The 19947-nt window shown below is 34.2% G+C and carries 17 protein-coding genes and 1 other annotated feature; of the genes, 1 reads left to right on the top strand and 16 read right to left on the bottom strand.

Annotated features, from left to right (window positions below; genetic code table 11):
* Nucleotides 1–10 precede the first annotated feature (10 nt).
* From BED47_RS11415 to BED47_RS11385, 6 genes are all read right to left on the bottom strand, one after another.
* A complete protein-coding gene (locus BED47_RS11415) occupies nucleotides 11–1192 on the bottom strand; it encodes a Ger(x)C family spore germination protein (RefSeq protein WP_069033750.1) in 1182 nt (393 codons plus the stop codon).
* A 2-nt stretch (nucleotides 1193–1194) separates the two neighbouring features.
* Nucleotides 1195–2718: a spore germination protein gene (locus BED47_RS11410; protein WP_254664589.1), complete on the bottom strand. Its 1524-nt coding sequence runs from the start codon at nucleotides 2716–2718 to the stop codon at nucleotides 1195–1197.
* A 269-nt stretch (nucleotides 2719–2987) separates the two neighbouring features.
* Entirely contained in the window at nucleotides 2988–4319 is a 1332-nt protein-coding gene (locus BED47_RS11400; RefSeq protein ID WP_069033748.1) for a UDP-glucose dehydrogenase family protein, read from the bottom strand.
* A gap of 552 nt (nucleotides 4320–4871) precedes the next feature.
* On the bottom strand, nucleotides 4872–5873 hold the full coding sequence (locus BED47_RS11395) for a rod shape-determining protein (RefSeq protein WP_025569003.1): 1002 nt from the start codon (nucleotides 5871–5873) through the stop codon (nucleotides 4872–4874).
* Between the two features lie 156 nt (nucleotides 5874–6029).
* A complete protein-coding gene (gene spoIIID / locus BED47_RS11390; RefSeq protein WP_025569002.1) occupies nucleotides 6030–6299 on the bottom strand; it encodes a sporulation transcriptional regulator SpoIIID in 270 nt (89 codons plus the stop codon).
* A 279-nt stretch (nucleotides 6300–6578) separates the two neighbouring features.
* Nucleotides 6579–7373 (bottom strand): M23 family metallopeptidase, encoded by a 795-nt coding sequence (locus BED47_RS11385; protein ID WP_025569000.1) that lies wholly within the window; start codon nucleotides 7371–7373, stop codon nucleotides 6579–6581.
* 333 nt (nucleotides 7374–7706) lie between these two features.
* Nucleotides 7707–8003, top strand: a binding site (T-box leader).
* 52 nt (nucleotides 8004–8055) lie between these two features.
* On the opposite strand from BED47_RS11385, the gene BED47_RS11380 reads away from it, so the two are divergent.
* Nucleotides 8056–9675 (top strand): peptide ABC transporter substrate-binding protein, encoded by a 1620-nt coding sequence (locus tag BED47_RS11380; protein ID WP_069033747.1) that lies wholly within the window; start codon nucleotides 8056–8058, stop codon nucleotides 9673–9675.
* Between the two features lie 273 nt (nucleotides 9676–9948).
* Here BED47_RS11380 and spoIID read toward each other — a convergent pair whose 3' ends face one another.
* The 10 genes from spoIID to nuoI all read right to left on the bottom strand — a co-directional run bounded on the left by spoIID (nucleotide 9949) and on the right by nuoI (nucleotide 19916).
* Nucleotides 9949–10962 (bottom strand): stage II sporulation protein D, encoded by a 1014-nt coding sequence (gene spoIID, locus BED47_RS11375; protein WP_069033746.1) that lies wholly within the window; start codon nucleotides 10960–10962, stop codon nucleotides 9949–9951.
* A gap of 278 nt (nucleotides 10963–11240) precedes the next feature.
* On the bottom strand, nucleotides 11241–12545 hold the full coding sequence (murA, locus tag BED47_RS11370) for a UDP-N-acetylglucosamine 1-carboxyvinyltransferase (RefSeq protein WP_025568969.1): 1305 nt from the start codon (nucleotides 12543–12545) through the stop codon (nucleotides 11241–11243).
* Between the two features lie 32 nt (nucleotides 12546–12577).
* Nucleotides 12578–13297, bottom strand: a complete 720-nt coding sequence (locus BED47_RS11365; protein ID WP_025568970.1) for a YwmB family TATA-box binding protein — start codon at nucleotides 13295–13297, stop codon at nucleotides 12578–12580.
* 80 nt (nucleotides 13298–13377) lie between these two features.
* The gene (locus BED47_RS11360) at nucleotides 13378–13614 is read right to left on the bottom strand and encodes a DUF1146 family protein (RefSeq protein WP_025568971.1); all 237 of its coding nucleotides are present in this window, start codon (nucleotides 13612–13614) and stop codon (nucleotides 13378–13380) included.
* A gap of 177 nt (nucleotides 13615–13791) precedes the next feature.
* Entirely contained in the window at nucleotides 13792–15288 is a 1497-nt protein-coding gene (nuoN, locus tag BED47_RS11355) for an NADH-quinone oxidoreductase subunit NuoN (protein ID WP_025568973.1), read from the bottom strand.
* A 3-nt stretch (nucleotides 15289–15291) separates the two neighbouring features.
* Nucleotides 15292–16800 carry a complex I subunit 4 family protein gene (locus BED47_RS11350; RefSeq protein WP_069033745.1) on the bottom strand — a complete coding sequence of 503 codons (1509 nt, stop codon included), beginning with the start codon at nucleotides 16798–16800 and terminating at the stop codon, nucleotides 15292–15294.
* Nucleotides 16797–18653, bottom strand: coding sequence for an NADH-quinone oxidoreductase subunit L (nuoL, locus tag BED47_RS11345; RefSeq protein ID WP_069033744.1), 1857 nt, complete (start codon nucleotides 18651–18653; stop codon nucleotides 16797–16799). Before nuoL ends, BED47_RS11350 begins: the two co-directional genes overlap by 4 nt.
* Nucleotides 18654–18670: 17 nt before the next feature.
* Nucleotides 18671–18985 (bottom strand): NADH-quinone oxidoreductase subunit NuoK, encoded by a 315-nt coding sequence (gene nuoK, locus BED47_RS11340; RefSeq protein WP_025568976.1) that lies wholly within the window; start codon nucleotides 18983–18985, stop codon nucleotides 18671–18673.
* Complete coding sequence (locus BED47_RS11335; RefSeq protein ID WP_069033743.1) at nucleotides 18982–19500, bottom strand: NADH-quinone oxidoreductase subunit J; 519 nt, start codon at nucleotides 19498–19500, stop codon at nucleotides 18982–18984. The genes nuoK and BED47_RS11335 overlap by 4 nt, the downstream gene beginning before the upstream one ends.
* A complete protein-coding gene (gene nuoI / locus BED47_RS11330; protein WP_025568978.1) occupies nucleotides 19497–19916 on the bottom strand; it encodes an NADH-quinone oxidoreductase subunit NuoI in 420 nt (139 codons plus the stop codon). Before nuoI ends, BED47_RS11335 begins: the two co-directional genes overlap by 4 nt.
* Nucleotides 19917–19947: the final 31 nt, after the last annotated feature.

Genomic DNA, 19947 nt, shown 5'->3' with positions numbered 1-19947 from the left:
CCCTTCTTTTCTAAAATGGATAAGCTTTTTTTCTCATACCTACATTATTTATTTGAACATCAACATCAATTTTCACTTTAGCTTTTTGAAATTGATCATTCCAATTTTTCTCATATTTTTTAAACACCTTTGGATCTGATAAATGTAGTTTATCGCCAAACCCAAAAATATCTGCACCGTATCCTTGTGCTTTTTTAATTCCTTCATCTAGCGTTTGCTTTATCGCTTTCTCACTTAATACTTCATATTTTTTTAGAGTGTTTGCTTTATCAAAATTATCATTACAAAGTACTTCATCAATAATGGCGATCGATTTTACTTTTATGTGAATTATTGGTATTTTACCTTTCATTTTAACCTTCGTGTCCGTTTTCACACGTGTGAGCTCCATCGAATCATATTCATCTTTGCTGCATTTTATTTGTAAATTTGTTTCTTTTATTACATTATCAATTATTTGTACCGATTTTGCAGGTCCGCCATCTAACCACCCTACTAGCCTTCCTTTTTTAATAACGCCTAGCCCCTCAATTTTGTTATAGGATGATTTCACAGTTGAAAAATTATCAAGTGTTTCAGAAGTCTTGGTTTCATGTTCTAAAATTGCACCATTAATGACTGGCTCTCTACCACTACTTGAAAGAGCTGATATTACTTGGCGCATTTGTATTTCTTGATTTTCTCCTAGTAGTGAAGACGTATTTTTAATTTTCCCTACCATTGACTTAGCCGGTAATTTATCAAGTGCTGGCAAGTTATTCATTACATGATAAACACTGTCGTTCCTTGCAATAACAACTGGAATATTAACACGTATTTTGGAATCCCGCTCAAACACATCAAATATATAGTTCAACGTTTTTTCCTTTGCTAATTTTTCACCAATGACAACGAGCGCTACATGAGAATATATATTTGATCGAGAAACACTTTTTGTAATGTTTCGAGCCGCTTCCGAAATTGTTCTACCTTTTTGTTCTAGGGCAATAACTGGTGTACCTATTGAACCAGTAACACTGGCAATTGCACTCGGATTAATGATTTGAAGAACCATATTGTATTGATTATCTTTAGGTATATAATCGACACCCATAGCTACCACGATTGATACACTGTTTAATTCTTTATAATTAGAACAACTCACCAAAAGTAAACTTGTAATTAGAATTAAGATCATACATTTTCTCTTCATACTTATTCTCCAGTACTTTGTTCTTTAACGGTTTTTGGGTTTCCTTGACCAGGTACAACTAAAATAGTATCTTTTTGACTTTTTATACGGAATGGAGCAAATGGTGCAAAATATGGCTCTCCAAAAGATCGTAGGCTACACATATGTAATAATATAATTAAACCGCCAATCAACATTCCAAATAAACCAATATAAGCTGCTGCCAATAATAATATAAACCGAAGAATCCTAGCGGCTGTTGACATATTATAATAAGGGATCGTAAAGCTAGCAATCGCAGTAATTGATACGATGATTACCATTGACGCAGATACAAATCCTGCTTGTACAGCTGCTTGCCCCAAGATTAAGGCTCCAACAATAGAAAGCGCCTGCCCAACCGCTCTTGGCATTCGAATTCCGGCTTCCCGTAATACTTCAAAAATTAGTTCCATTCCAAGGGCTTCAACAATCGCTGGCAAAGGCACACCTTCACGTTGGGCCGCTAAGCTTACTAATAAAACCGTTGGAACTACTGCTTGATGAAATGATGTAATTGCAATGAAAATTCCAGGTGCAAACAATGCAGTCCAAAAGGACATATAACGTAGTAACCTTAAAAAAGTACCAATATATGAGCTTTGATAATAATCCTCTGGAGATTGAAAAAACTGTGTAAATGTAGCTGGTAAAATTAAGACAAATGGTGTACCAGCTATAAAAATTGAAACACGTCCTTCCAGTAAGTTACCTACTACAGCATCAGGTCTCTCTGAGTTAATCATTGTAGGGAAAATAGTCTTTTGATCGTTTTGAATATAGTTTTCAATATAGCTGGATTCTAAGATTTCATCTGCATTAATAGCCTCTAAACGATGTTTTACTTCCCTTAATAAATCTTCATCTACAACACCTTTTATATACATTATTTCTACATCAGTTCTCGTTACTTCACCTATTTTCATTGACTCGATTCGCAGCGCTGGGTGTTGAATTCTATTACGAATTAGAGAAGTATTTGTACGTAAGCTTTCTGTAAAGCTATCCTTTGGTCCTCTGATTACAGTTTGTGTTGAAGGCTCTGATATACTTCTAGATTGCACCATTTTTGTACATGCAACTAAGAAATTACTATCATGGTCTAAAAGAACAACGGTATCTCCAATTAGTAATGCCGATAGGAGATTTGTATAGCTTGATTGTGATTTTAAACTTGAAACGGCGATTACGCTTTTTAAGCCATTCTCTAAATCTGTTAATGACAGCGTTGTTTCTTTTTCTGCATTAATTTTAACGATTTTATTAATGATTCCATCATTCACTAATTTCTCATTTGAAATTCCGTCAATATGAATTACAGCAAAAGAATACTGCATGCCTTCTCCAAGTGTTTCATGACGAATCACAAGATCAGAGCTATCTCCAAAATCATCTTTTATTCTTTTTATATTCTCTAAAATGTCTTTACTTAAAGAACGTGATATATTATTTTGAAATGGAATTTTTTTATTTGTAGCTGCACTATTGGTTTCTTTGTAGTTAAACACTTTTTCCACCACCCCATAATCATGGCTTATTATTCTTATACTTTTTCCAAAATATTTCATTTAATGTATTGTTTTCTATGTGGTTTATTTTGCATACAAAAAAAGGCTGTCTCATGAGACACCCCGCTTCACTTTTGTTATAAGAATTTTTTTCATCTAGGTTGCTCGACCTCCGAAGTACCTTGACATATCCAAGCAACTTAAGAGCCCAACTCCTATTAAAAAGTCATAGATTTTTCAGTTCAAAAGAGACTTAACTTTATTTATATTTATTTACTAATAAGCTGTGGGATCGGATTCACTGGCTTTCGACCGATTGAGTAATAGTGGATGTTCTTTTTTTGCATTTTAGTTAATTCAAAACAATTACGTCCATCAATTACTAACGGAAGCTTCATTAGCTCCTCGTATAATTGGAGATCTGTTTCTACGATTTCTCTCCATTCAGTCAAAATAAATGTGGCCTCTTTTTCATGAATAGCTTCCTTCACATTAACTGAATAATTTATGGAATCTCCGAATACTTTTCTTAATTCAGGTAAGGCATACGGATCATATACTGTTATTTTAGTACCTTCTCTGATGAACTGATTAATTAAATCGATAGAAGGTGCATGTCGAATATCATTTGTATTTGGTTTAAAGCTAACTCCTAAAATTGCAATTTCTTTATTTTTTAAATTTCCAAAAAGAGATTTTGTTAATTCGAATAGTTTTATTTTTTGTTGATTATTAATTGTAATAACAGATTTTAATAATTTTAAGTCTAAACCTACTAGCTCAGCTTCTTTTACTAAAGCAGTCGTATCCTTTGGGAAACAAGATCCGCCATACCCAATTCCAGCTTTTAAAAACTTTGAACCGATTCGATGGTCTAGCCCGATACCATGAGCAACATGATCAACATTAGCATCCAACTTTTCGCAGATCATGGCAATTTCATTAATAAAACTTATTTTAGTCGCTAAAAATGCATTAGATGCATACTTAATCATTTCCGCACTTCTTGCATCTGTTGTATAAATAGCCGTATTAAATGGTTTATATAATTCCTTTACTAATTCTGTTGCACTTTGACTTTCGGAACCAATGACAATTCGATCACCATTAAATAGATCGTATAGTGCAGAACCTTCTCTTAAAAATTCAGGATTTGATACGATATCAATCGTTAAATGTCGAGGGGCATTTTCCAACATAATTCTCTTAACTGCCTCATTTGTTCCAACTGGAACAGTGCTTTTAATAACAACTGTAAGATTTTTTTTAGCATTAATTGCAATCTCTTTTGCAACGCTTTTTAAATAGTGCAAATTTGCTGTTCCATCTGGAAGTTCTGGTGTACCGACCGCAATGAATATGATATCTGCATGGCTATAAGCTTCTTTGTAATTTGTTGTAAACTCAATTTTATTAAGAAAACTATTTTCTAATAAAGATTCTTTCAAACCCGGTTCAAAAATAGGACAAATTCCTTTTTGCAGTAATTGAATTTTTTCAACATCAATATCAACACACGTTACATTGTAACCAACTGTAGCAAATGAAACTCCTGTAGTAAGACCAACATATCCCGTACCAGCAACAACTATATGCGTCATGGTTCATCCCCATCCTATACAATTAATCAGTAAAGATAAAAAAACTTTAACTCTGCCTAAAGTGAAGATTAATGTAAGCTTTAAAATTTACTTTTAATTGCAAATTCAGTTTTGATTTTTATAGGTCTACTGCCTTTTAAAGAGATAAAATCTCTACTTATCTTGAAGTTCGATCATCATTTATACGAGTTAAATTAACTATCTACCAATCAACCCTTTTCGATTTTCTTTCGATCAAGTCCCAAGTTAAACTAGAGGAGCGTTTTACATTATTTTTAAGATGTTGGAGTTTTAAGTATTAAATCATATGTACTGGTTACCTAGATAATCCACGTTTTACAATTACTTAATTTAAACTTTAAATGGAGCGTTTTAAACTTTGATACTTTCCTTTTCTCTATTCCAACTTTGACTACCTTCTTGTTCATCTTAACTTTACAAAACCTAAACATTATTCTTACAAAGATAACTGCTCCTAATAAATTCCAAACAAAAAAATCCCAAGCTCTATATGCTTGAGATTTCAGTGTGTATCAATATAGCTTGAGATTTTTATTTTAAGTAACGACTTGGAATTTTATCAATATTTTCTAACATAATTCCAGTACCTACTGCAACACATTGCATTGGATCTTCAGCGATGAAAACAGGTACTTTTAATTCTTCAGCAAGTAAAATATCTATTCCATGAAGTAATGCTCCGCCACCAGTAAGAATAACTCCACGATCAATAATATCAGCTGATAATTCAGGTGGTGTACGCTCTAATACTGTTTTTGCAGCTTGTACGATTAAGTAAACTGGTTCACTTAATGCTCTTTGAATTTCATCAGATTGTACAGTAATTGTACGAGGTAATCCAGTTACCATATCACGTCCACGGATATCGATTGATTCATTTCTTGCACCAGGGAAAACAGTACCTACTTCAATTTTAATTTGCTCTGCAGTACGCTCTCCAATTAGCAGTTTGTATTCACGCTTGATATAGTTTAAAATCTCCATATCAAACTTGTCCCCTGCCATTTTAATTGAAGAGGCGGTGACGATATCTCCCATCGATAAGACTGCGACATCGGTTGTCCCACCGCCAATATCAATTACCATGTTACCACTTGGTTGGAATATATCCATTCCAGCACCGATTGCAGCAACCTTTGGCTCTTCTTCAAGATAAACTTGTTTACCGCCGCTCTTTTCAGCAGCTTCACGAATTGCTTTTTGTTCAACAGATGTAATGTTTGTTGGACAACAAATCAAAATACGCGGCTTTGACATGAATCCCTTTACATCTAATTTATTTATAAAATGACGTAGCATTGCCTCAGTAATATCAAAGTCAGCAATTACACCGTCTTTAAGTGGACGAATTGCTACGATATTACCAGGTGTACGACCTACCATGCGGCTTGCTTCTTCCCCTACTGCTAATACTTTACCGCTACTACGCTCTATTGCAACTACAGAAGGTTCGTTTAATACGATTCCCTTACCTTTAACATGTATTAAGACATTGGCTGTACCAAGATCTATTCCGATATCCTTAGAAAACATTCCTTTTGGCTCCTCCTTATTCACTATACTCATGAGCAGTTCCCCGAATACGTTCCATACCAAAATATAATTTTACCATAAAGAACTACTTTTAGTAATTAATATTTGTGAACAGGAGGTTAAATATTTCTAATTTTGTTTTCAAGGCTCAGAAACCTATTTAGTTACTTTCTCAACGTCTTCTTTTTGATACTTTTGCTTTGTAGCCTCTCCACCGCGTAAATGACGAATTGATTTGTGATAATCTAAAATTTCCTTTACTTCATTTGCCAAATCTGGATTGATTTCCGGTAGGCGTTCTGTTAAATCTTTGTGTACTGTACTTTTTGACACTCCAAACTCTTTTGCTATTACACGAACTGTTTTCTTCGTCTCCACGATATATTTCCCAATCTTGATCGTTCTCTCTTTGATGTAATCGTGCACACTACTCTCCTCCTCTAAATGGATGTGAGAAGCGTGAAATGAGACTCGTTTTGACTGACTAAGCTGCTCTTTTTCCTGCTCTGACTGACCTGCTGAGGTACATTTATTTTGACTAGGTAGAAAATCCACGATTCCTCACCTCAAACACCTCTTTGATGGGTTTATAACATTGTATTAGCAAAGGTGTCTAACTATGCACAATTATCAGAAAAAAACAAGTGCCCAACACATATGGGGTATGATTCCCACGTGTTAGGCACTTTGTGAATTGCTTAATTATTATTGTTGAATTTTATTTCCATCTGAATCAGTATTAGAAGAACCTTCTTCATTGTCATCTGATACATTACCAGAAGTATTCATTGTATTAGATTCTTTTGTTTCGCTTTTTGTATTTACAGAACTAATAATTGACGAAACATCTTGTCCTTGGTATTTCTCTGGATTAATTGCTACACCATCTTTACGTAATTCATAATGAACATGAATGCCATTTTCTTTGCCAATTAAAGCTGTTCCAGCTGTACCAAGAACTTGTCCTTGTGAAACTTTTGTTCCTGGCTCAACACTTACAGATTTTAAGCTTTGGTAATATGAAACTAATCCGTTACCACTTTCTACTACAACTACATAACCTAGCTCAGCATCTTTTTGAGCTTTTGTAACAGTACCACTTAGTGCTGCAGTCACATCAAATTCTTTTCCACTTTTATCAACTAAATCCATACCAGTGTTGATCGTGAAAGTATTATTATCCATTTGGATTAATGATGCTTGTTGCTCATCTTTTGAAGCAGAGTCATCATAATAATGACTTTTAACTTGAACTGTTGCATCCTTTGAAACTGGGTACGTTAATTTTTCTTCTGGCTGTGAAGCTGGAATTGCTTCAGGCTCTCTCGTATCAACTGTAGTTCCAGTTTTTGTTGGAGTTGGAGCATTACTGTATTGATACCATAACGCACCTGTCAAAATTACTGCCGCACTCACTAAATAAATTGCTGGTACTACCCAACGCTTTCTTAACATTTTAATAACTTTTTGAGAAGTTTTTTTGTTTTGTTCCTCTCTCATCCTTATCACCTCTGCAATCATTGTCAACAGATTTCTGGAATTATATACGCAATTTAGAAAATTTTAGTTCGACAAAATTCTTATTTTTCCACACAATTTCAAACTAATTCACACTAATCCACAAAATACTTGAACAATATTAACAAATGAAAGCGATTTATCCACAATTCTAAAAGGTTTATACACAATATTTGTGGATAAGTTAATAAATCTCATTATGAAGTTAATAAAATATTTTTCTTGCATTTTTCTTTTTTACAAAATATAATCACACTACAAGCTTGTACGATGTATTAAAAACTTAAACTTAAAAATTATTTCAGTCATTATATATTTTTTGCGATGATGAAGAAGAGTAGATTATATGAAAGTTTCAGAGAGCTGACGGTTGGTGCAAGTCAGTACGGACATATTTTTGAATGGGCTTCTGAGCACCCAAACCGAACCATTTATTTATGCAGTAGGCTTTGGCGGACGTCTCACCGATAAAAGAGACAGGTATTAAAAACTCATGTTTCGATACTGCTTTTTTGTCACAAGGTAGTTCAATTCATTTGTTTTGATACTGCAAAGTGAGTCTAATCGTTTTAGGCTAATTAAGGTGGCACCACGGGAGTCCTCGTCCTTTCTATAAGGCGGGGACTCTTTTTTTGTACCCAAAAATAAGGAGAGAAAAAATAAAATGATATTTACTAAGAAAACTTTCATATCAATTACTTTATTACTCACATTGGCACTAGCGGGCTGTGGACAAGAATCAAATCAGGCAACTTCGAATTCAAATGATCACACGCTACATTTAATGGATACTTCAGATATTGTAAGTCTTGATAGTTCATTAGCTTTAGATGGACCATCATTGAACGCACTTAATAGCGTAATGGAAGGTCTTTATATGCCAAATGAAAAAGGAGATTACGTTCCCGCTGCTGCATTATCACATAAAGTTAGTACGGATGGTAAAGTCTATACATTTACTTTAAGAGATGCTAAATATTCAAATGGAGACCCAGTAACGGCAAAAGATTTTGTTTTTGCAATGAAACGAGCTGTTGATCCAAATACTAAAGCTCAGTTTGCATACGATTTATATGATATTGAAAATGCAAAAGAAATTAACCAAGGAAAGTTATCTGTGGATAAACTCGGGGTAACTGCACTAGACGATAAAACATTACAAATTAAACTTGAACGCCCTATTCCATATTTCATTCAACTGACTAGTTTACCGATGTTCTTCCCGTTAAATGAAAAATTCGTTAAGGAGCAAGGTAGCAAATATGGTTTAGAAGCAAATACAACTTTATATAACGGTCCTTACGTTGTAAGTAAATGGGATCATGAAGCTGGATTCACAATGACAAAAAATCCACAATACTATGATAAAAAGAATGTCCATGTAAATAAAATTGACGTTAAAATCATGAAAGAAACAACAACTGCAGTTAATCTCTATGAAACTGGTGAACTTGACCAAGCGATTATTGATTCTAATGTTATCGATCGTTATAAAGGTAATAAAGAATTAAACAAATTAGCAATGCCAATTATCTCTTACATTAGCTTTAATCAAAAAAATCCATTTTTAGCAAATCTAAAAGTGCGTAAGGCAATCGCAAATGGCTTTAATAAAGAGGACATTAGTACAACGCTATTAAACGATGGTTCTATTCCTACTGATCGAATTATTCCTAAAGGTTTAGTAAAAAACTCTAAAGGCGTCGACTTTGTTAGCTCAACGTCTCATCCTTCTACAGTAAGTTTAGAGGAGGCTAAATCACTCTTTAAAGAAGCTTTATCTGAAAGTGGTAAATCAAAAGCTACAATTTCATTACTTGTAAGTGATAACAATACATCGCGTAAAATCGGTGAATATTTAAAATCACAATTAGAAACAAATTTAAAAGGTCTAACAGTTAATATTGTCGTACAGCCTGCACAACAAAAATTCGAATTGCGTCAGCAAGGAAACTATGATCTCTCTCTAGATACATGGGGTGCTGATTATCCAGATCCAACGACATATTTAGAGCTATTTACCTCTAAATCGGCTTTAAATGTATTAAATTATAAAAACTCTCAATATGATGGATTTATTCAAAAAGCAAATACAATCAGCTTACAAAACGAAAAAGAACGTACTCAGCTCCTTCATAATGCTGAAGATCTTTTACTAGATGATGCTGCGATTGCTCCAGTTTACCAAGCTGGCTATGTATACTTGCAAAAATCAAATGTAAAAAACATAAAGGTACGTCCATTTGTTGGGTATTTTTATTATAAATATGCTCAAAAGCAGTAAGAGATAAGAAAAGAAGTGGAAATGTAGTGTAATCTTCTGTATCGTAAGGAACTGAAATTGAACCTGCATGTTGCAAATAACACTAGTATTTCTGCTATTAACTTTTTAATTTCCAAAGGTAAATACTTTATTTAACCAAAAAACACTCTAAATGGACGAATATTAGTTCAGTTTAGAGTGTTTTTAAGTTATTTTCTTCTTTTCATATAATACCAATAGTAGCGGTTATACAAAAAAACAGACCTAAATTAGGTCTGTCTTAATGTACCGTACTTAAAGCTTCTCCAGTTGATCATAATCCTTCTTACTAAGCTTCTTTATGTTGATACCCTTATAATAATACTTAACGATCTCAGCGTATGTTTTTCCTTGTTTAGCAAGCTCATTTGCTCCGTATTGACTCATACCTACTCCATGGCCAAAACCTTTTGTTGTAATGATGATTTCATTACCTGAACGCTCCCAAGAAAAATCTGTTGAACGTAGGTCTAGTTTTTCTCTAATTTCTTTCCCTGAAAGAGTTTTTTTACCAAACGCCACTTGTTCTACACGTTTACCTTTTGTTCTCGAAGTGACTTTCCCTATGTCTGACTTATTAATTTTTACATTAAGTTTCTTTTCAAAATCACTTATTGTAAATGATTTTTTTGATATATAGTCTGGAGCAACAGAATCCCAAGGACTCGGTACGCTTTTCAAATATGGTACACTATTTTTCCAATATTCTTCGGAGTTTTCTGTGTATCCATTGCTTGTGGAGAAGAATGAAGCAGTTATAGGTTGTCCATTGTAAGTTAGTATTTGTCCTTCAGTGGCTTTGACAGCTTTTTCAATTTTAGCTATATTTTTATCGTATTCAGCGCCATATCTTTTCTTCAGGTCATCACGATCCTGAAAGACTTGAAAGTTAACTGAATCATCAACAATTCCACCCTCATCAAGCGGTTTTCCTTCTTTCAATCGTTTGATGATAAATGTTCTTGCACTTAAACTTTGTGCTTTTAGTGCTTCTGTTTCAAATTTTGCTGGCATTTCTGATGCTACTACTCCTAATACGTATTCCTCGAGTGGTAGTTTTTCAACTTTTTGTGTTTTTGTTCTAAAAACTTCAATACTTAGATTGTCATTTTTGTTCGCTGCTGCGACTTGGTTTGCTTTTTTCTGTAGCTGATCAACCAATCTACCATCTGTATGGCTATGAAATGGTAGAACAAGCAATGTAGGGATAATAATAACGACTGAGCAAGTAGTTAATCCTGCAGTGATTAATGTTTTAAATGACTTCATATTTTCCTCCTATCCATTTCAAAACAACTTTAAATGACAATTTCCAACTAATTGCCCTTTCTAAAGATAATTTATGTATATGGACAAGCATTTAGAACAAATAATAGATTGATTCCAAATTAGATTCTTTTAACAAAATGTATTATTTTTTTTTATTTTTAGAATATTTTATAAGGTTTCTGTCTATAACTGATAGTAGAAAGTTGCATGAAAATGCAAAAATGCCCGACTCTATGTGGGGTAACACAAAGTGCCAGGCATTTGAATTAGTTTTTAGTTTACGCTTGTAAATCTTTTAGTGTTTCTTCCTCTACAGCTGTGCTTGGTTCGTTTACACGTTCAATGTCCGCTCCAAGTGCAGCAAGCTTTTCATGAAAATTTACATAACCACGATCTAAATGTTTTAATTCAGTAACACGAGTATATCCATCTACAACAAGACCAGCAAGGATAAGTGATGCAGCAGCACGTAAATCCGTAGCAGCTACTTCTGCTCCTTGAAGATCATTTGGTCCATGAATAATAGTTGATCGACCTTCAATTTTAATATTTGCATTCATGCGTCGGAATTCTTCCACATGCATAAAACGATTTTCGAATACTGTTTCAGTAATCATGCCTGTTCCATTAGCTTTTAATAGAAGTGCCATCATTTGTGATTGCATATCTGTTGGGAAGCCTGGATGAGGCATTGTTTTGATGTCTACAGGTTTTAAATTGTCTGTACCAATTACACGAAGACCTTCTTCCTCTTCGATAATTGTTACTCCCATTTCACGCATTTTCGCTACAACTGAGCTTAAATGTTCTGGAACCGCATTTTCAATTAGTACGTTTCCATTCGTAATTGCTGCTGCTACCATAAATGTTCCAGCTTCAATACGGTCTGGAATAATGTGATGAGTTGTACCAAATAATGTTGGTACACCTTCAATTCGAATAGTGCCTGTTCCAGCACCACGAACTTTACCACCCATTGCATTAATGAAATTTGCTAAGTCAACAATTTCAGGTTCTTTTGCAGCATTTTCAAGAATTGTTGTTCCTTCTGCAAGTGCTGCTGCAGACATAATATTTTCTGTTGCACCTACGCTTGGGAAATCTAAATAGATTTTAGCTCCTTTTAAACGACCGTTTGATTTTGCTTCTACAAAACCATTACCAACCGTAATTTGAGCTCCCATCGCTTCAAATCCTTTTAAGTGCTGTTCAATTGGTCTAGATCCAATCGCACATCCACCTGGTAGCGCTACACGTGCATGACCATTTCTTGCTAAAAGTGGTCCCATTACAAGAATAGATGCTCGCATTTTACGAACATATTCAAATGGTGCTTCAACATGTAAATCCTTTGAAGCATCAACTGTTACTGTATTATTTTTGAACCCAACCTCTGTATTTAAATTACGAAGAACTTCGTTAATCGTGTAAACGTCAGATAGAGTTGGTACGTCATGAATTATATTTTTTCCTTCACTAGCTAGTAGCGCTGCAGCAAGAACTGGTAAGACAGCATTTTTTGCACCCTCTACACGAACTGTGCCTTGAAGCTGTTTCCCGCCACGGACAATGATTTTATCCAAACTTTTCCCCTCCGTGTCCTAAAATAGATCTATCAATATTCTACTGTTATAATCGGTGTGCCAATAATAATTGTCGTTGATTTATCAACATTGTTTTCACGTATTGCAATTTGTAAATTAATTTTTTTGCCATTTGCAACCAGAGCGTCATTCCACTGTTCAGTATATGCTGAAACAGAGACGAATGCCCCTTCTTTTATTTCTTCAATTTTTGTTGCTTTAAAAGTCCCCAAAAAATCATTTTTTATACCCTGCAAAACACCTTCAAGTTTACCACCCATTGTCCCCTTTATACAAGTAAAAAAAGTAGGTTCTTTACTAAAAATATTTTCCAATGAGTTCTTGATCAGTTTATTTGTTTCTTTTTCAGCATGCTGGTCCCATTTAGTCCCACTAAGTTCATAAATTACATAGCTGCTGTTATTGCCAGTAGATGTAACAACGATTCTTTCTGTGACCAATTTATGGTTAAACGTACCAATTATTTTATTACCATTGTCAGTTTTCGTCCACTTAAAATTTTTAAAATCATTTTTATATTTACTGATTATTTTGGACACCGAAGTATTCATTTTAGCTTCTCTTGCGTATAAATTCCAACTTGTAACCGAAATGTCTTTTTTATTTAATACGTCTGCAAAACGGTTCAATTGGCCTACACCAGTGTCAGCCATACCGATCTTACCCCAATTAAAAAATAGTGCAGAAGCAAAAGTAATAGTAATTAAAAATAAGTACATAGTCTTTTTCATAAATAATCCCCTCTCTTACTTCCATTTTTCACAGGTAGAGAGGGGTTTATACGATACATCGTAACATACTTTTTGACAAATTATTTCAATAAATATGTAATGTTTTTTGTATATTGAAGATAGTCTAAGAAAAAACTACTTACAGCAGAGGAAATTGTAATCGTCAATAGCACCATAAAAAGTCGAATTTGGGCGACATGACCTTTTTTCATAATACTCTCCCACTTAATTGCGGTTAAAGCCCACCAAGTTAAAATAATGAAAAATAAATGGACAATTATTGCTAATAACGCTTCTGTCCCAACTAAAGCTTCCAATTTTTCGTCCTCTTTTCGCTCGATTTTTATAGAAAAACTTTCAGATTGCCTAGTTGCATTTTTAGCTTATGTTTTTTTAGTACAAGCAATTTCAAACAGTCTGAAAAACTAATTTTATACTTTTTCTACAAATTAAAAAGTGTAGGAATCAACCTACACTTTTAATTTAAATATATTTTACGCCATAAAGAAGTCTTTCACAATGTCTAGCTTATGAAATACATCTAATGCTAATGATGGTTTAATCCCCAATACAATTGTTAAAACAGCACAAACCAATACAACGAATAGATGTGTCTTAGGAAGTACAATTTTACGTTCTTCACCACTTCTAAAGAAAATATTTTGAAGGATGCCAAAATAGTAAAAATAAGATACTACTGTAGTTAAAAGTAGAATTCCACCTAATACATAATATCCTTTAACTTGCACGAAAGCCCCCAAGAAAATATTTAACTTCCCTATAAACCCTGCAGTTAATGGAATACCTGCTAGCGATAACACAAATATTGTCATTGTAATCGCTAAAAATGGATTCGTTTTAATTAACCCTGCAAATGATGATAAAGAGTCAGATCCCCTTTGTTGTTGTACATTGTAGACAATTGTTAAAATACCGATTGTCATGAATGTATAAGCTAATAAATAGAACCAGATTCCCTCAAACATGAATGGCGAAATACTTACAAATGCAACTAGAACATAACCACCGTGTGCAATACCTGAGTAAGCAAGTATACGCTTTAGACTGTTTTGTTTTAAAGCAATTGTATTACCAATAATCATCGATAACGCAGCCAATGTAGCAACAACTGGTTGCATTACTTCAAAAACAGATTTTTGTTCCTTCATCAATAATGCACCCGTGAAAATTGCTAAGAAGATGCGAAGTACGATAATAAACCCACCTGTTTTTGAAACTGTTGCTAAAAATGCTGTTACAGGGGTTGGAGCACCTTCATATACATCTGGAGCCCACATATGGAACGGAACAGACGCAAGTTTAAATGATAATCCAACAAATACTAGCACAAATGCTAAGATCATTAGAAATCCATTACTGCTCGGAATTCCTTGTTGAAGTGCCAAATTCATTTCAGTAATATTTGTTGTACCTGTTAAGCCATAAGTATAGCTTAGTCCGAATAATGTTATTGCAGTTGAAATACCGCCGTTAATTACATACTTGAGTGCAGCCTCAGAAGAGCCTTCTCTTCTCTTTTGAATGCCAACTAGAATATAAGATGAAATCGAAAGTAGCTCTAATCCAACAAATAATGTGATTAAATCACTACTTGAAGCCATATACATTGCTCCTATTAACGCTGTAATAAACAATGTGTAGTATTCTGAGCGCTCCGCAATCGATTTATCTCCAAGAGCAAGTAATAAAACTAAGATTGCTCCTATTAATAAAATCGTTTTAAAGAGAAGCCCAAATGAATCAAATTTAAATGATCCCGCTAATAGGCTTATTGGTTTATGTGAATAAAGCGTAATTAACCATACTAGTGATCCAACAACGCTTAGTAAACCAACCCAACCGACTATTTTACGACTCGCATTTTTAGGTAGTAAGAGTTCAAGGATTAATAGAAGAAGCGCAGCAGCTACTAGAATAATCTCAGGACCCATTGTTCCCCATTGAAATTCAGATAATGCTTTCCATGTCATCTTCTATACACCTCTAATCCCTTGAATGATAAAATCCACTGATGAAACAATCATATCGTTTACGAAAGCCGGGTACACACCAAGCAGGACAATCGCAAATACTAAAATAACTGAAGCGATTGCTTCACGTTTTGACAAATCAGTGAATGATGAAATAAATTCACTACTTTTACCGAAGCTTAATTGTAAAATTGCTCTTAAAATATAAGCTGCAGTTAAGATGATTCCTAACGTACCTACAGTTGCAATTGCTTTATGAGATTGGAAAAGACCAACAAATGATAGCCATTCTCCTACGAAACCTGATAGACCTGGTAATCCTAGCGATGCCATACCGCCAAAAAGTAATAAGCCGGCAAGTCTTGGAGTTGATTTTGAAAGACCAGAAATACGGTCAAAACTAGTAGTATCACCTCGGTTTTCTAACATGCCAACTATTAAAAATAGAAGTGCTGCAATTAAACCGTGAGATACAGATTGTAAAATTGCTCCTTGAATTCCAGCGCTATTCATTGCTGCTAATCCAATAATAACAATCCCCATGTGTGAGAAACTTGAATAGGCCAATACAGAACGTAATTCCTTTTGGATTAAAGCAATATAAGCCCCGTAAAGTAAATTAATTACACCAATAATCGCAAGAGCCGTCGACATTTTTTCAAATTGCTCTGGGAAAATCCCTAAAGCAAAACGAATTAAACCGTAAGTTCCAATTTTTAATAGGATACCAGCGTGAATGATTACTACAGCAGGATTTGCTTGAGTATGAACATTCACCATCCATCGATGGAACGGGAATAATGGTAGTTTGATTGCAAATGCAATTAATAAACAAATTAATAGAACCATTTTTAAATGCTCTGAAATTGGACTAATTGTTTGTTGTCCCATTGGAATGATATTAGCTAAAACTTCATAATTTGTTGTACCTGTGCGAGCAAATAGGACAGCAATAACAAATAATAAAAATGCTGATCCTAATCCGTTATAAATTAAGAATTGGTATCCAGCACGTTCACTATCAAATCGGCCCCATTTGCCAATTAAGAAGAACATTGGAACTAGCGTTAATTCAAAGAATAAGAAGAATAACACTAAGTTCTGAGCTGCAAATACCCCAAACATACCTACTTGTAAAATAAATAGAAGTTGATAGAAGCCTTTTGAGCCTTTATTAATAGAGTAACCTGCTATTACAGCGATTAAGGAGATAATACCAGTAAGTAAAATCATCACTAATGATAGACCGTCTACTCCAAGCTCAAACTTAACTTGAAACAATCTAGTTGATCCAGCGAAAAATTTTCCAAATGAAAACCAATCATATGAAATATTCCAATCTTTTAAACTAGAATGATTATGACCTGCTATATAAGCTAGTATAGTAACTGCAAATGATAAAACCGAAGTCAATAATGCCCAAAGCTTATAAGAATTCTTTGGCGCAAAAGAAACTAGTAATAATCCCAATAAAGGTGAGAAAACAACCCATAATAAGAAATGAGACATCATAAGTTGTACCCCCCTGTCACAACGATTGCTAATAAAATTAGAGCAAGACCAAGTAATGTGATAAATCCATAAGTTTGAACTTGACCACTTTGAAGCCTTGAACCAATTCCACCGACACTACTTACAATTCCTTTTACTAGAACTGCAAGCCCTTCAATTACAAAACGCTCAATAGCAAACATTACATGTCCAATTGCAAACATTCCTTTTACGATTGAACCGTTATATAATTCGTCAATATAATATTTATTAAGAAGAATTTCATAGAATAATCCATTTTCTTCTTGTTTAGTTTGCTGCACTTTTCTTCCATACATATTGTAAGCAAGCGTAATACCAGATAAAGAAACAAGCGTTGCTACGATCATAATCCAAACCGGTTCATGACTATGCTCTGCAATTGTAAATGGTGCTCCATCTAATAAAAACTCATTTAAGTGACGACCAAAGAAAGGTGTATTAATATAACCTGCGAATATTGCAAGGATCCCTAATAGTGACATTGGAAGGACCATTGACATTGGTGACTCGTGCGCACCTTTTGTCTTCTCTTCTCCAGTGAATACTAAGAAAAATAATCGGAACATATAGAAAGAAGTAAAGAATGCCGCAATTAAAGCTACTACGAATAAAACGTAATTTCCATTTTCCCAAGTTGCAGCTAAAATCTCATCCTTACTAAAGAAACCAGATAATAACGGTACACCTGTAATAGCTAATGTACCAATTAAGAATAGTGTAGATGTCCATTTCATTTTCTGACGTAATCCACCCATTTTAAAGATGTCTTGAGTGTGTACGGCATGAATAACACTACCTGCAGCTAAGAATAACAATGCTTTAAAAAACGCATGAGTTGTTAAGTGGAAAATGCTTGCTGTATAACCACCTACACCTAATGCAAGCATCATATAGCCTAATTGACTGACAGTAGAGTATGCTAGTACTCGCTTAATATCTCTTTGCACAAGACCAATACTAGCTGCAAAGATCGCAGTAAATCCTCCGACAATCGCAACTACCGTTAAAGCTGTACCACTAGCGATAAAGATTGGATAAGTTGTTGCTACTAAGTAAACACCGGCAGCTACCATTGTTGCTGCGTGAATTAATGCAGAAACAGGTGTTGGACCTTCCATCGCATCAGGAAGCCATGTATGAAGCGGGAACTGACCTGATTTACCCATTGCCCCTACGAAAATCAAGATCGCAATAAGTGTTAACATACCAGTACTCACTTGTCCACCTTGGATTACATTGAAAATTTGATCGAAATCAAAGCTCTTTGTTTTCCAAAATAAAAGTACCATCCCGATAAATAAACCAACGTCCCCTATTCTAGTCATAATGAACGCCTTTTTAGCCGCTGCTTTTGCTTCCTCTTTATAAAAGTAGAAACCAACAAGTAAAAATGAACCTAAACCTACTAACTCCCAGAATACATAAAGTTGTAGAATGCTAGGTGAAATGACAAGTGCTAACATCGCAAATGTAAATAAGCCTAAGTATGCGAAGAACACTGTAATTCGGTCATCCTCTTCCATATATGCTGTTGAATAAATATGTACTAATGTACTAACAAACGTAACGATTACTAACATTAACGAATTTAGTGCATTTACTACATATCCAACGTGAATATCGATATTTCCAATTGTTAACCAAGTGTATAGTTTCTGCACTGTATCCCCTTGTAGACGGTCAAATAAGACGAACAAGGAGATGATGAATGAGATTCCTGTTAAAGTTGCTCCTAAAATCCCACTACCTTTCTTTCCTTTTGTACCAGCTAATATTAGGATTAGAAAGGAAATTAGCGGAAGTACCGGAACAAGCCAAGCATACTGCATCATCAAATTCCACCTCCTATTTATCTTTTCAATGAATCAGCTTCATCGATATTGACTGTCTGACGATGACGATACCATGCAATTAGAATTGCCACGCCCACTGCAGCTTCAGCCGCTGCAACTGAAATCGTAAATAATGAAAAAATTTGCCCTGTTAACGACGGTGCTACCCCAAGCTTACTAAATGCTACTAAATTAATATTTGCGGCATTTAACATTAACTCAATACAAATTAACACGATTACTGTATTTCGTTTTGTTAATGCACCATATAATCCGATACAAAATAATATTAGCGCTAAAAGAAGATAAGCATTAATTGGAACTGAACTCATTCCTTCGTACCCTCCTCTTTTGAATCATCTGATTTTGCTAAAATGATCGCACCTACTAAAGCAATTAGTAATAAAACAGACATTACTTCAAATGGCACGATATGATTTGTAAATAATTGTAATCCAATATTTTTCGTATTATTTGTTGCTAAATCAACATCTGATTCGTCGATTGAAAGTCCATTTACACCTAAAAACATAACGACTCCAAATGCAACAATACCGATTAATGCCGCAATATTTCTCCAATTTCTTTTTGGTTTTTCACTTTCAATATCATGTTTCGTTAACATGATTCCAAAAATCATTAAGATTGTTACTGCACCTGAATAAATAAGAATTTGAACAACAGCTACAAATTCAGCTGATAGAAGGACATAAATCCCAGCAATACTAATAAATGTTAATACAAGTGAAAGCATCATATGCATAACTTTCGTTGAGTTTAACATCATTACGCCACCTAAAATGGCTGATAAAGAAAGAAGAAAGAAAGCAACTACAAAACCACTCATGCTTTATTCTCCTTTCGAATGTTTTGATCGTTTTCATCAAGCCATTGAAGGTCTTTAAACAATTCATCACGTGAATATTCAGCAAGTTCAAAGTTATTTGTCATAATAATCGCTTCTGTTGGACAAACTTCTGTACATAAATCACATAGAATGCAAATTTCGAAATTTATATCGTATGTGTCGATAATTTTTCCTTTTTTCGTAGGATCAGGATGTTTTTTTCCAGTTAATGTAATACAGTCTGTTGGACAAATTGCTGAACATTGATTACAAACAATACATTTTTCTGGATAAAACTTTTGAATTCCACGAAAACGATCTGGTAACGGAATCGGCTGATTTGGATAATCATATGTCACTTTCTCGCGCGTTAAATTTTGAAGAGTATATTTTAAACCTTTTACTAACCCAATCATGACTCACACCCCTTTAGATTGGTCTATTTGT

Origin of the sequence: Gottfriedia luciferensis (assembly GCF_001712755.1) — a bacterium.
GTDB lineage: Bacteria > Bacillota > Bacilli > Bacillales > Bacillaceae_G > Gottfriedia > Gottfriedia luciferensis_B.
This window is presented reverse-complemented; position numbering and strand designations above follow the sequence as displayed.

Bases quoted from the DNA above. Each gene is read 5' to 3' on its own strand.
- BED47_RS11415 (WP_069033750.1), bottom strand. From the start codon at position 1,192: ATGAAGAGAAAATGTATGATCTTAATTCTAATTACAAGTTTACTTTTG.
- nuoL (WP_069033744.1), bottom strand. From the start codon at position 18,653: ATGATGCAGTATGCTTGGCTTGTTCCGGTACTTCCGCTAATTTCCTTT.
- BED47_RS11350 (WP_069033745.1), bottom strand. From the start codon at position 16,800: ATGATGTCTCATTTCTTATTATGGGTTGTTTTCTCACCTTTATTGGGA.
- BED47_RS11395 (WP_025569003.1), bottom strand. From the start codon at position 5,873: ATGTTTTCTAAGGATATCGGAATAGATCTTGGTACAGCCAATGTCTTA.
- BED47_RS11380 (WP_069033747.1), top strand. From the start codon at position 8,056: ATGATATTTACTAAGAAAACTTTCATATCAATTACTTTATTACTCACA.
- BED47_RS11335 (WP_069033743.1), bottom strand. From the start codon at position 19,500: ATGAGTGGTTTTGTAGTTGCTTTCTTTCTTCTTTCTTTATCAGCCATT.
- BED47_RS11365 (WP_025568970.1), bottom strand. From the start codon at position 13,297: ATGAAAAAGACTATGTACTTATTTTTAATTACTATTACTTTTGCTTCT.
- BED47_RS11400 (WP_069033748.1), bottom strand. From the start codon at position 4,319: ATGACGCATATAGTTGTTGCTGGTACGGGATATGTTGGTCTTACTACA.
- nuoN (WP_025568973.1), bottom strand. From the start codon at position 15,288: ATGACATGGAAAGCATTATCTGAATTTCAATGGGGAACAATGGGTCCT.
- BED47_RS11385 (WP_025569000.1), bottom strand. From the start codon at position 7,373: ATGAGAGAGGAACAAAACAAAAAAACTTCTCAAAAAGTTATTAAAATG.
- nuoI (WP_025568978.1), bottom strand. From the start codon at position 19,916: ATGATTGGGTTAGTAAAAGGTTTAAAATATACTCTTCAAAATTTAACG.
- nuoK (WP_025568976.1), bottom strand. From the start codon at position 18,985: ATGAGTTCAGTTCCAATTAATGCTTATCTTCTTTTAGCGCTAATATTA.
- spoIID (WP_069033746.1), bottom strand. From the start codon at position 10,962: ATGAAGTCATTTAAAACATTAATCACTGCAGGATTAACTACTTGCTCA.